11 protein-coding genes are annotated in these 12,120 nt (G+C 52.4%); 9 read left to right on the top strand and 2 right to left on the bottom strand.

Annotation, left to right across the window (positions count from 1 at the left end; genetic code table 11):
• Positions 1–218: 218 nt before the first annotated feature.
• From J2Z18_RS08625 to J2Z18_RS08615, 3 genes are all read left to right on the top strand, one after another.
• Positions 219–884 (top strand): copper resistance CopC family protein, encoded by a 666-nt coding sequence (locus tag J2Z18_RS08625; protein ID WP_007130060.1) that lies wholly within the window; start codon positions 219–221, stop codon positions 882–884.
• Entirely contained in the window at positions 884–1,972 is a 1,089-nt protein-coding gene (locus tag J2Z18_RS08620) for a CopD family protein (RefSeq protein WP_007130061.1), read from the top strand. Before J2Z18_RS08625 ends, J2Z18_RS08620 begins: the two co-directional genes overlap by 1 nt.
• A 167-nt stretch (positions 1,973–2,139) precedes the next feature.
• Entirely contained in the window at positions 2,140–2,589 is a 450-nt protein-coding gene (locus J2Z18_RS08615) for a GNAT family N-acetyltransferase (protein ID WP_007130062.1), read from the top strand.
• Positions 2,590–2,692: 103 nt separating this feature from the next.
• Here the strand turns inward: J2Z18_RS08615 and J2Z18_RS08610 are convergent, their stop codons facing one another.
• A complete protein-coding gene (locus J2Z18_RS08610; protein WP_007130063.1) occupies positions 2,693–2,986 on the bottom strand; it encodes an RNA polymerase alpha subunit C-terminal domain-containing protein in 294 nt (97 codons plus the stop codon).
• 162 nt (positions 2,987–3,148) lie between these two features.
• On the opposite strand from J2Z18_RS08610, the gene J2Z18_RS08605 reads away from it, so the two are divergent.
• From J2Z18_RS08605 to J2Z18_RS08590, 4 genes are all read left to right on the top strand, one after another.
• Positions 3,149–4,852 carry a GAF domain-containing sensor histidine kinase gene (locus tag J2Z18_RS08605; RefSeq protein WP_007130064.1) on the top strand — a complete coding sequence of 568 codons (1,704 nt, stop codon included), beginning with the start codon at positions 3,149–3,151 and terminating at the stop codon, positions 4,850–4,852.
• Positions 4,845–5,489, top strand: a complete 645-nt coding sequence (locus J2Z18_RS08600) for a response regulator (RefSeq protein ID WP_007130065.1) — start codon at positions 4,845–4,847, stop codon at positions 5,487–5,489. Before J2Z18_RS08605 ends, J2Z18_RS08600 begins: the two co-directional genes overlap by 8 nt.
• 171 nt (positions 5,490–5,660) lie before the next feature.
• On the top strand, positions 5,661–6,281 hold the full coding sequence (locus J2Z18_RS08595) for an FMN-dependent NADH-azoreductase (RefSeq protein WP_007130066.1): 621 nt from the start codon (positions 5,661–5,663) through the stop codon (positions 6,279–6,281).
• Positions 6,282–6,360: 79 nt separating this feature from the next.
• Positions 6,361–7,191, top strand: a complete 831-nt coding sequence (locus J2Z18_RS08590; protein ID WP_007130067.1) for an NmrA family NAD(P)-binding protein — start codon at positions 6,361–6,363, stop codon at positions 7,189–7,191.
• Between the two features lie 261 nt (positions 7,192–7,452).
• Here J2Z18_RS08590 and J2Z18_RS08585 read toward each other — a convergent pair whose 3' ends face one another.
• Positions 7,453–8,355, bottom strand: a complete 903-nt coding sequence (locus tag J2Z18_RS08585; RefSeq protein ID WP_007130068.1) for an AraC family transcriptional regulator — start codon at positions 8,353–8,355, stop codon at positions 7,453–7,455.
• A 197-nt stretch (positions 8,356–8,552) separates the two neighbouring features.
• Here J2Z18_RS08585 and J2Z18_RS08580 point away from each other — a divergent pair, with 197 nt between their 5' ends.
• Both J2Z18_RS08580 and J2Z18_RS08575 read left to right on the top strand, forming a co-directional pair.
• Positions 8,553–11,231 (top strand): family 78 glycoside hydrolase catalytic domain, encoded by a 2,679-nt coding sequence (locus J2Z18_RS08580; protein WP_210094595.1) that lies wholly within the window; start codon positions 8,553–8,555, stop codon positions 11,229–11,231.
• A 317-nt stretch (positions 11,232–11,548) separates the two neighbouring features.
• On the top strand, positions 11,549–11,773 hold the full coding sequence (locus J2Z18_RS08575; RefSeq protein WP_040738618.1) for a hypothetical protein: 225 nt from the start codon (positions 11,549–11,551) through the stop codon (positions 11,771–11,773).
• The last annotated feature ends 347 nt before the right edge of the window (positions 11,774–12,120 follow it).

Here is a 12,120-nt window from a genome sequence, read left to right as displayed (position 1 = left end):
CATTAAGGGCTACCTCTCTTATGATCAGGTCATCCGAACGATTCGGGTGGCCTTCTTGTTGTTCACGAAGATACGGCGTTGGCCGGGAAAATGCGGGCTGCCCCTGCCTATCCGATCAGGTAAAGAACGTTCACAAATTACTCGATAGCTTTAGGATAATCTCTTTGTTATGATGGGGATGATTAAAATTTAAGATACGTGGTGTGGAGGAGATTAGCATGTTGAAATCATTAAAGACCTCATTCTTATTAACGTTGGGTCTCCTGCTTGTGCTGGTATTTCCTACAGCAACCTGGGCCCATTCCAAACTAGAGACCAGCAGCCCGGCTGCGGATGCCAAGCTCACCGAAAGCGTGAAGGAGTTCAGCCTTACTTTCAATGAGAATATAGACGAGAATCTAAGCACGCTCAAAGTGAAGAACGAGAAGGGGGAAGAGGTCCAGCTATCCGGAACGCAGGTAAGCGGAAAGACGTTGTCCGCAGCGGTTGACGAACCGCTTCCTTCCGGAACCTATACCGTAGAATGGAAAATTGTAGGCGGCGACGGACATCCGGTCGACGGAACCTATTCCTTTCAAGTGGATGCTCCCGAGAAAGAGCCTGTCCTGGAAGAAGAGCCTGCTCCTGATGCGGCAGCAGGTACCGATAATGCATCAACGAATGGCGGCACGGCTTCGAATGGAGAAGCTGACGCGGGTCAAACGGACAGCGCAGCAGATACGGATCAGCAAGCAGATAACGGGGCGGATACCGAGCAGCAAGCAGATAACGGCGAGCCGAAGCAATCCGAAGGCGGAAATTCGACGGTTTGGATTGTAGTCGTTGTTATCGTAGTATTTATTGCGGCCTACTTCGCTATTAAAGCTTCACGCAAGAGAAAATAATGTCTTACTATTGGATAACCGAACCGCTGCTGTATTTCGCCTATGCTCTTCTTGCAGGACTGACCGTCATGGCACTGATTACAAGAAGCAGCACGCCTGGCGTGTCCGTTCCGGCCTGGCTGGGACCGGCTGCCTCCATTACGGTGGCGGCATGCAGCTTTATCCCGCTTCTCAAGATCATTATGTTCTTTAAGGATGACATCGGATTCTGGCAGTCCTTCAACAGCATCATGTTCAAATTCAGCGAAGGCGAGCGCTATGCATGGATTTTGGTGCTTTCCATCGTGATGGCCGTGTTGACGGTAACCGTGCGGCGGAACCCGGGGTCGATGCTTCGCTGGCTGATGCCTGTTGCTTTGCTGGGCATAGCGGCGGCGATGTCCTCTTTTAATCATGCGGCATCGTTGTTCGAAAGCGCCGGGCAGCTGGCCTTCTTCGGGCATTTTACGGCCATGGCGATATGGTCGGGCACCCTGCTGCTTGCGGGATGGTTCGGCAAGGCGCTGGACCGTTGGGACGCCTTTTTGAGATGGTTCCACCCGATGGCCATCATTTGCGTTATCACCGTCATTGGTTCAGGTCTGTTTCTGATGACAGGCGTCACGCCGGACCCTGTAAACAGCTGGGCTTTATCTTACGGGCAAGCGCTGCTGGTCAAGCATATCCTGATTCTGCCGCTGCTCGTGTTCGGGTTCGTTAACGGGTATTTGGTGAAGCGGAAGCTGTCCCGAGACCGGTCCTTCCAGCCGGAGCGCTGGGCGAAGTGCGAAGGAATCCTGATCGGACTGGTGTATATCGTGACCGGATACATGAACCAGCAGCCGGCGCCTCACGAGGTTGCCGATACGCTCGTCGTATACGGACCGGCACCAACCTTTGAATGGTTTCACCCGGGGTATGCATCCGGTTCGCTTACTTTTGGCTGGAGCTGGTACGGGATCGTTAGTCTAGGGATCGGCTTGGTGCTTCTATGGAACGTGATCCGGGCCTTTCGCAAAAACCGGAGCGCTCTTGAAGGGTTGCTCAGCGGGATGGCTGCCGTTATCCTTCTGTATTCCGGTCTGATGTTTTCGGTAACCGCCATATAACCAAAGGTCATGACAATGAAGGTCCTTGCTGCCTGGTGCAGCAAGGATCTTTTTTATGCCTCTGTTAATTACGGATGAATCACTCGTGGGCTGGACTGGATAATGATGGTATACTAATAGGGATTCTTGCATTCAGAAGACTTCGGGAAACGTTGGGAGTGGATTTCATGAATCGAGTACCAAAGGTGCGTTTGGCCACAAGCTCGGATGCGCCGGCTCTGGTTAACTTAAACGATGAATTTAATGGAGGAAAGATGCCGGTCGCTACCGTGGAGCGGCGCTTGCAGCATGGAGACGAGATCGTCGTGATTGCCCTTCTGAACGATGAACCGGTCGGCTTTGCTTGCGCGCAGACCTACACGTCGTTCTGCTATGAGGAGCTGCTGGCTGAGATTACGGAAATGTACGTGCAGGAACAGGCCCGGGGCATCGGGCTTGCGGGGATGATGATCGAATGCATTGAAGAGCAGCTGCGTACGCAGGGCGTCGCTACCATTAAAGTGCTGACTGGCTGCGATAATGATGCGGCGATCCGTGCTTACGGGAAATCAGGCTTCGTCAAGGAAGATGAAATCATGCTTGAGAAGCAGCTATATGTGAGCCCGGATCAGGCATAGGAAAGAGGGCTCTTTAAGCTGAGCCCACTTGAGAGGGACGCGCGCACCGATTTTTCCTCAATCGGTATGCAGACAATGAGATTCAGGCAGGCATATTCCGTTGCTACTCTTTGAACGATAACCCCCTGGCTTCCAAAGCCGTTCGCAGCTTCGGCAGTGAAGCGGGTCCCATCCCGTGAAACTTCAAAATGTCCTTCTCGCTGTAGTTCGACAGCTCCTGCAAGGTCGTGATTCCGTGATTCTCCAAGGCCCGTCTTGCAGGTGCCGAGAGCAAGGAGAGAAATCCGTTTTCAGGCTTTAGATCCTGCTCGCAAATGGGACAGGTCGGACAATCGCTGCTTTTATAATAAGTATGGCCTTGGCTGCATGTCCTTTTATTTTTGCTTGAGGTTGTCATTGCCTTTAGCTCCTTCATCTTAAAATGGGTGCTGACCGTGTTATCAACTTCACTTTCGAATACTACTTCGCTATCAGCATGAAACTTCCTTTTCCAAATTCGAATGAAATGATCCCTATTTATTATAAGTTACTATTTTCCGATAGACGAGGTGTGGCCTTTATGTTAGAGCATCCGGAGCAGCATGTAAGAGAGCTTACGATCCTTAAGACCATCGCAGAGACGCTCAACCAAAGCAGCGACATGGTGCAAATGCTGCAGACTACGCTTGAGAAGCTGCTGGCTTTGACTCAGCTTGAAACGGGCTGGCTGTTTCTGGCCGGCGATAAACCGGAGTACAGCATGATGGCAGACCGTCATTTGCCCCCTGCCTTAACTTGGGAGGGGAAGAAGCCTATGCGCTGCGGCGACTGTCTATGTCTTCGAATGTACTGGTCCGGCAGCCTGACAGAGCCGGTTACGATCATTGAGTGTGAGCGGCTGCATAATGCAATTAAAGAGAACTGGGGCGAAACTCATCAATTAACGCACCATGCGACGATCCCTCTGACAGTGCAAGGGAACCGTATCGGGATTCTCAATGTGGGTTCTCCAGGCAAAGAGCATTTTTCGGAAAGCGAGCTTGCGCTCCTGCAATCGGTCGCTTACCAGATCGGAACCGCTGTCGAGCGGGCCAGATTGTATGAACTGAGGGAGAAGCAGGCGGTGAGCAGCATGGCCCGCTTCATTGTTGATTATTATGCGAAAGCAACGAGGGTGACCAGATATCTGTGGAAGATCAACGATTTAAATCGGATGTATACGGCGATCGTCGAGCAATTGTGCGCCTCCTTTGACTGGCCGAGCGTCGCCTTGATTACGGCCGAGAAAGATGATGAGCTTTACCTGCATACCCTTTGTCATCATGGTGTGACGCACAGCCCCATGAAGCCGGTCCGTAAAAGCACGCGAAAGTCCGGCAAGGGTGAAGGAATCGTCCATCGAGCTTTTGCTGAGCAGCGAGTCGTAGCCCATGAAGGTCCTGTACGGGTTCTGCCTGGTATTGGGCCCCATCCCCATTCGGCGGCCCTGCCGTTAACCCATCAGGAGCGCACTTTTCAGACCAAGGAATCTATAGGCGTGCTTTTCATCGGGCGGGATAGCGTGCCGTTCAGCGAGCTGGAAATGGAAATTCTCGAGATGCTTGCTGAGCATATCTCACTTGCAATAGAGAAAATTTGCATTTATTACGAATGGCAGGAATTGCTTCTGGCTGAGGAGCGTAATCGTCTTGCCCGTGATCTCCATGATTCGGTCAACCAGAAGCTATTCTCCTTATCGCTCCTAGCGCAAGGGGTTCGCGAGCGGACGCTGATCGAGGATCCGAATACCGCAGAAGCGATCCATGATATCGGGCAGTTAGCCCAAGAGACGCTCGCAGAAATGCGCTCGCTTATTTGGCAGCTGCGTCCATTCGGGGAAGCAAGCGGGATCTTGTCCTCCCTAAAGGATTATGCTGAAAAGCTGGGCATCCAGATCACTTTCCTCATGAAGGAGCTCCCCGAGCTGGCGAAGGAAGTGGAAGAGGCGCTGTACCGGATCGGACAGGAGGCGCTTAACAATATCAGCAGGCATGCGGGCACGAATCGTGCCTGGATCCGGATTGCGCGGGAAGGCTCCAATGTATTCATGAAAATCTCGGATCAAGGACGGGGATTCGTCCCGGGGACCATCGAGAAAAAGCAGCGTTCGCTTGGGCTCACCAGCATGAAGGAGAGGGCTGAGGAAATCAACGGCACCTTAAGCATTAGCAGTGAGGAAGGCATGGGGACCGTTCTTACGGTGACGGTTCCTCTACAGGCCAGGAAAGAGGGAACGGATGAATAAGATAAAGGTATTGATCGTGGATGATCATCTGGTAGTATTAAGAGGTTTACGATATTTCCTGCAGACGCAGCCCATGATCGAAATCGTGGACCAGGCACTGAACGGGCTCGAGGCGCTTGAAAAAGCCGAGCTGCTGCAGCCTGACGTTATTCTGATGGATCTGGTAATGCCGGAAATGGACGGGATTGAAGCGACGAAGCAAATTATGGCCCGTTTTCCCAAAATGAAGGTCATTATACTTACCAGCTTTGCCGACCGTGATTCAGTTCTGCCGGCGATTAAAGCAGGAGCGATCGGGTACCAGCTCAAGGATATCGAGCCTAGGGTGCTGGTTGAGACAATCATCGCGGCAATGAACGGAAACCGCACGCTCCATCCGCAAGTGACGAATCAGCTGATCGCCCATGTGGCAACAGGCGACGAAGCGGCCAAAGGCATCCACATCCTGACTGCCCGCGAGCGGGATGTGCTGGAGCAAATTACGATGGGGCGAAGCAACAAGGAAATTGCGGCTGCATTGCATATTACCGAGAAGACGGTCAAGACGCATATTTCGCATATCCTCGGTAAAATGGAAGTCCAGGATCGGACCCAAGCCGCGCTGTACGCAATCAAAAATGGATGGTTCAAGACATAAATCCTTATACGACTAAGGTCGTAGATCAAGGTCTTATCTTCGGATAAGGCCTTTTTGGTATGCCAGGGTTAGACTCGTGCTGGACGTTCCGCTCTGGATTTTTCGATTTAATAGAGATAAGCACTTCACAGGATTTCTTTATACAAATCTAGATACCGGAGGGAAACAGGGATGAGTACCGTATTATTCGTCAAAGCAAATGATCGTCCGGCGGAGGAGTCTGTCAGCGTCAAAATGTATGAGGCGTTTTTGAAGTATTACAAGCAGACGCATGCGGAGGACACGATAGTCGAGGTTCATTTGCACGAGCAAGAGCTGCCGCTGCTGGGCTGGGATATGATCCAGGCTAATTACAAATCGGCCACCGGGAAGGAGCTAAGCGGGAAAGAAAAGCATATCCGTTCCATTGTGGAGAAGCATCTGGAGCAGTTCATTTCCGCTGACAAAATCCTCATAGCGTTCCCGCTGTGGAATTTGAGCGTGCCTTCCGTTCTTCATGCGTACCTGGACCTCATGCATCTTCCGGGTAAAACATTCAGATACACGGAGGCAGGACCTGTTGGACTGTTGTCGGATAAAAAAGCTGTGCTGCTGAATGCACGGGGTGGTGTATATGGGGAGGATGCCCCGTCCGAAATGGCCGTTCGTTTCGTTAAAAATCATTTGAATTTCTTCGGAATTACGAACATTTCGACCGTCATCATCGAAGGACATCATCAGTTCCCCGACCGGGGGGCAACCCTTATTGAAGAGGGAATGCGGAAGGTCGTCATGGAGGCGAAACGGTTTTAACATGAGCAGGCTGCTGGTGGAATTTTGGTGGAGTGAGTCACACATAAGTGCTCAAACCGAATATAAGAGGAGGATTACAATGACTATTTTAGTTACGGGCGCGACGGGAAGAGTGGGCCGTCAACTTATCCAAGAGCTGCTGAACGAAGGGCACCGCTTAAGAGCGCTGACCCGGAATCCGGCTTTGGCTAAATTTCCTTCGGAGGTTGAAGTATTCGCAGGTGATCTTAGCGATCCGGCAACGTTGGCGCCAGCGCTTCGTGGCGTAACCGCCCTGCATTTAATAACGACCGGGGCAGGTTATATTCCGCTTACGACAGGGGATGAGATCATACGGATGGCTGAGAAAGCCGGCGTAAAGCGCGTGACCATCCTGTGGGATGGAAGGAAGGGAACGATTGAGCAGGCCGTTGAAGCAAGCGACTTGGAGTGGACGCAGCTGCAGCCGGTGGACTTTATGTCCAATGTGTCTAGTTGGAAGGAGTCCATTCAAACGGAAGGCGTCGTTCGGGATCTATTCGGGGATTCTTTACAGGCTTCCGTCCATGAAGGAGATGTGGGTCGTGTTGCAGCTGCGGCCTTGACGAGAGACGGTCATGCAGGTAAAACGTATTCGCTCACCGGACCCGAGGTTCTGACCGTTCCCCAGAAAGTGGACATTCTGAGCAAAGTCATTGGTAAGGACATCCGGTTCGTTCAGCTAACGGAAGCAGAGGAACGTGCACGCATGGCAAAGATGGGCGTTGAGGAAGAGATTATTGACTACGTCATCAATTGGCATAAGCATCCGCCGGTCGAGGCCTATACCGTCAACTTCACAGTGGAGCAGGTTACCGGCACACCTGCCAGAACGTTCACCGATTGGGCTCGGGAGCATGCGGGTTACTTTGCAGGAGAGTCTTCGGGATAACCTTCAACGGATGGGCAATTACGCGGGGGAACCTCAAATCTTGAAACAGGAAGGGGAGATCCACGAATCCCGCGGGGAGTAGAAAAAGGCATTCCCAATCAGAGCGGAAATGACGCCTATTGCACGGCGACATTTTTCCGCTCTGATTGCGTGACATAAGCTCGTATATTGTGATGCGGTGAAACATAAACATGGTCGCCATGTTGAAAAAATCAGGGAGAGTGCGAGCCCTTTAAGACCGCTTTCACGTAGATACTCCATTTAAAAAGGGTCCATCAGTCCCCGGGTCTCCATGGAGCGACGAATATCTTTACGGTATTGTCCCGGGGTAAGCCCCATCCGCCGCTTAAATACCCTGTTGAAGGAATGGATGTCTTGATATCCGACCTGCTCGGCAACGGCACTGATCTTGGACGATGTGCTGCGCAGCAGCCTGCGGCTCATACGGATGCGAACCGTCTGCAGGTAATGATGCCATGTCATCCCGGTATACTGCAGAAACAAGCGCTGCAAATGACGCTCGCTGAAGCCGCTCGCATGCGCAAGATGCGTTAACGTCAGCTCCTTCATATAATGGTTCTCCACGTATTGCAGGACATCCTGAAAGGAATGATCGTTTGCCGGCATGGATCCGGCAGGTTCGAGCTCGGCTTTGGCTCGTTTCAATTCGATAATAAGCTGCAGCAGAAGCGCATGCAGGTAATCATTGGAGCCGGACATGGACCTGGCATTCTGCTCATACAGCGCATCGAATAATTGCTCGAAGCGATCATTTCGGTCCGCAACGGAGAGATGACCGATAACCCCCTCCTCCATCTGCTTCAAGAAGGAGACAATGCCCGGATCCGACACAAAGGCGATCAGCTTCGGCAGGAGAAGGACCGAGAAGATGCAATTGTTGACAATGAGCGTTTTTCCGTTAGCGGAGGTGGGCCTGAACACGTGAGGCACGCCGAGCGGGATGAAAAACAGCTGCCCTTTGCGGACCTTTTGCACCTGATCCTCAATGTGATGAAAGCCTTCTCCCTCCGCAATGTAGGCAATCTCCAAAAAGTCATGATTATGGTAAGAAACCGAGAAGCTTTCCGAGCTCCGATTCACAAATACCATGGCACCCTGCCGGAAAAAATAGTCTCCGCGGTACGTTTCCATCGGTCGCTTCATGGCTTGTCGCCCCTTATTCATTATCGTAAATTATGTCCATTATACCTCATCTAAATGTCCTTTTTACAATCAATACTGAACATAGCAATCCCTATAATGGAAGTTGAGCCTCTCCTTGCAGAGGAGTCTAACGAGGAAACTTTTATCTGAAAAAACATTCAAAAACGCGTACATCACTCATGAACGGAGGTATGAACATGTTGGAAGTGACGGATCTTCGGTGCGAATATTGGCATAATCCGATTGGCATCGGGGAGAGACATCCAAGATTAAGCTGGCGGCTGCAATCGGATAAGCGGGCTGTCTCGCAAAAGGCTTATGAGCTTGAAGTGGCCGAGGACGAGCAGTTTACGATCCCATGCTGGAAGTCAGGGAAGGTGGATTCGGCGCAGTCGGTTCATGTTGAACTCAGCAATTTCGAGGCAGTATCTTGTAAGCGCTATTACTATAGAGTGCGGGTTTGGGATCAAGAAGGGGAATGCTCCGAATGGTCGGAAACCTCCTATTGGGAAATGGGCAAGCTGGAAGGGGATGCATGGGATGGTCAATGGATTGCAGCCCCTTTGTCTCTAATCCCGGAGGATTCGACTCAACTGCCGCTGCTGCGGCGAGACTTTCGTCTTGAGGCCGCCGTGAAGGAGGCTAGAGTGTACGCAACCTCGCTTGGGCTGTATGAGCTGGAAATGAACGGACAGCGGGTAGGAGACAGATACTTTACGCCGGGTTGGACGAGTTACACACATACGATCCAGACGCAAACCTTTGATGTAACCCGAATGCTGAAGCAAGGTAATAATGCCATGGGCGCATGGCTGGGTAACGGCTGGTATAAAGGCAATTTAGGATGGCAGGGCGGTCGCAATATCTACGGGAGCCGGCTCGCGCTTCTGCTTGAGCTTCACGTCGTTTACGAGGATGGCCGGAAGGAGATCATCGGAACCGATTCCAGTTGGATGGCTGCGCCGGGACCGATCCTGATGTCGGAGCTCTATCATGGGGAAACCTACGATGCCCGGTTGGAGATACCCGCATGGAGCACTGGGGATGATGAAAACGGTGGGTGGCAGGCCGCTGAGGTGATTGATCATGGGTACGATATGCTGAAGCCTCAGATCAATGAACCTGTACGTGCGATCGAAACGATCCGCCCGGTACAAGTGGTCACGACCCCCGAAGGAGACACTGTCCTTGATTTCGGACAGAATTTGGTTGGCTGGGTCCGGTTTCGTGTTGCGGGTCCGGCAGGAACGTTGGTGACGCTGCAGCATGCCGAGGTGCTAGATGCAGACGGAAATTTTTATACCGAAAATCTTCGGACGGCGAAACAGACTATTTCTTATACGCTTAAAGGTGAGGGAACTGAAACGTATGCCCCGCGGTTTACGTTCCAAGGATTCCGGTACGTTCGGCTCGCGGGGTTCCCGGAACCCATTGATATGGAGGCGTTCGAAGCCGTCGTTCTTCATACCGATATGGAAGAGACGGGGACGTTTCGCTGCTCCGAGCCGCTTGTCAATCAGCTGCAGAGCAATATCCGCTGGGGCTTGAAGGGGAATTTCCTGGATATCCCGACGGATTGTCCGCAGCGCGATGAACGTCTCGGCTGGACGGGAGATGCGCAGATGTTCATCCGGACCGCCGCGTTCCTGTCGAATACGGCACCGTTCTTTACCAAGTGGTTGTCCGACTTGGCTCATGATCAGCGGGAGGATGGGGCGGTTCCGTTCGTGGTGCCCAATATTCTCGGTGATTCGTTCGGATCTGCGGCATGGGGAGATGCCGCCGTGATCTGCCCATGGACGGTTTATGTCAGCTACGGCGATGGACGGATCCTGGAGCGACAGTATGAGAGCATGAAGCAATGGGTGTCATATATTCAAGCGCAGGGCGAGCAGGAGTTTTTATGGAATACGGGGTTTCATTTTGGAGATTGGCTGGGGCTTGATGCCAAATCGGGCGACTATGTCGGCGCAACGGAGCGGGACATTATCGCTTCGGCTTATTACGCCTATTCGGTGGATTTGCTTCAGAAAACGGCAGTTGTGCTGGGTAAAGAGGATGACGCCCGGAAGTATGCCGATCTTCGCAGCAATGTAGTGAAGGCGTTCCGGGAGGAATTCGTGACGCCTGCCGGACGGCTTGCCGCTTCCACTCAAACGGCGCATGTGCTCGCGATCTTCTTCAATCTGCTGGATGAGCCGGCGGAGAAGCGGGCGGCGGCCAAGCTGCACCGCCTGCTTGAAGAGAGCAAGTTCCACTTGACGACAGGGTTTGTCGGCACGCCTTACATCAGCCATGCATTAAGCAAACATGGCATGCACGAAGCAGCCTACAAGCTGCTTCTGCAGCAAGATTTTCCATCTTGGCTGTACCCAGTCACGAAAGGCGCGACAACCATCTGGGAGCATTGGGACGGCATTAAGGAAGACGGAAGCTTCTGGAGCAGCGACATGAATTCATTCAACCATTATGCATACGGCGCCATCGGCGATTGGTTATACCGGACTGTGGCCGGCATCCAAACGGTGGAGGCTTCTCCAGGGTATAAGCACATGGTAATAGCTCCTATCCCGGGACCGGGCCTGACATGGGCGGAGGGCTCGATCAATACCATGTACGGGCCAGTGCGGTCGTTCTGGAGGCTGGAGGAGGCCGACGGCCTTATGCAGGTGGAGGTAACCATTCCGCCGAATGCGACGGCTGAGGTTCGATTGCCGGGTACAACCGATCCTGCAAGCATTACAGAGGGCGGGGGCGTGCCGCTAAGCCAAGCGGCAGGCATCCTTTCGATTAGCGCTGGTGAAGAGGATGTCGTAGTCCAAGCCGGCTCTGGGGAGTACAGCTTTCAGTACAAGTATCGTTTGCAGGTGTCGTAAGGTCACGGGGAATCGGATAACACATCCGGCTGTTTCAGACTTAGGATTCTCGTGAGTTGAGATGTGTTTGCTTAGGAATCGTGATGTTTGCGATTGTTGTTAAAGCTTGTGGATACCATTTGAAATTGTTTGCAGTGATCGAATGCTCAGTAGTGGTAAAATCTCAGGGATCGCAAAGCCTCAGTATGATAAAGTCTCAGTAATTGTAGAGTTTCAATGATTGTATAGTCTGATTGACCGTATTGTCTTTAGTACCTTAATAATTGGTTAGAGAGCCTCCTCTTGAACGGGTGTTCCGTTCGAGAGGAGGTTTTTGTTTGTATCATTTTAGAGGTGTGAAGTTCCAGACCCTTGTTTCGAGCTCCGCAGGCGCAGCAAGTCCTCAAAAGGGACTTGTGCGGGAGAAAGGGAGCTCCGCAGGCGCAGCAAGTCCTCAAAAGGGACTTGTGTGGGAGAAAGGGAGCTCCGCAGGCGCAGCAAGTCCTCAAAAGGGACGTGTGCGGGTGAAAGGGAGCTCCGCAGGCGCGGCAAGTCCTCAATAGGGACTTGTGCGGGAGAAAGGGAGCTCCGCAGGCGCGGCAAGTCCTCAAAAGGGACTTGTGCGGGTGAAAAGGAGCTCCGCAGGCGCAGCAAGTCCTCAATAGGGACTTGTGCGGGTGAAAGGGAGCTCCGCAGGCGCAGCAAGTCCTCAAAAGGGACTTGTGCGGGAGAAAGGGAGCTCCGCAGGCGCAGCAAGTCCTCAAAAGGGACTTGTGTGGGAGAAAAGGAGCTCCGCAGGCGCGGCAAGTCCTCAATTGCTCTTCTGTCAAGAAAGTAGACACCTCTAAGCTAAGCTATGCACTCGTAATAGCACTGCTCAAAACGCACCGGGGACATATACCCAATCGTA

The sequence above is a fragment of the Paenibacillus lactis genome (genome assembly GCF_017873605.1).
GTDB lineage: Bacteria > Bacillota > Bacilli > Paenibacillales > Paenibacillaceae > Paenibacillus_AQ > Paenibacillus_AQ lactis.
Note: the sequence above shows the minus strand (reverse complement) of the source record. Positions and strands in the feature narration are given on the sequence as shown.

Bases quoted from the DNA above. Each gene is read 5' to 3' on its own strand.
- J2Z18_RS08580 (WP_210094595.1), top strand. From the start codon at position 8,553: ATGTTGGAAGTGACGGATCTTCGGTGCGAATATTGGCATAATCCGATT.
- J2Z18_RS08585 (WP_007130068.1), bottom strand. From the start codon at position 8,355: ATGAAGCGACCGATGGAAACGTACCGCGGAGACTATTTTTTCCGGCAG.
- J2Z18_RS08590 (WP_007130067.1), top strand. From the start codon at position 6,361: ATGACTATTTTAGTTACGGGCGCGACGGGAAGAGTGGGCCGTCAACTT.
- J2Z18_RS08610 (WP_007130063.1), bottom strand. From the start codon at position 2,986: ATGACAACCTCAAGCAAAAATAAAAGGACATGCAGCCAAGGCCATACT.
- J2Z18_RS08605 (WP_007130064.1), top strand. From the start codon at position 3,149: ATGTTAGAGCATCCGGAGCAGCATGTAAGAGAGCTTACGATCCTTAAG.
- J2Z18_RS08595 (WP_007130066.1), top strand. From the start codon at position 5,661: ATGAGTACCGTATTATTCGTCAAAGCAAATGATCGTCCGGCGGAGGAG.
- J2Z18_RS08600 (WP_007130065.1), top strand. From the start codon at position 4,845: ATGAATAAGATAAAGGTATTGATCGTGGATGATCATCTGGTAGTATTA.
- J2Z18_RS08620 (WP_007130061.1), top strand. From the start codon at position 884: ATGTCTTACTATTGGATAACCGAACCGCTGCTGTATTTCGCCTATGCT.
- J2Z18_RS08625 (WP_007130060.1), top strand. From the start codon at position 219: ATGTTGAAATCATTAAAGACCTCATTCTTATTAACGTTGGGTCTCCTG.
- J2Z18_RS08615 (WP_007130062.1), top strand. From the start codon at position 2,140: ATGAATCGAGTACCAAAGGTGCGTTTGGCCACAAGCTCGGATGCGCCG.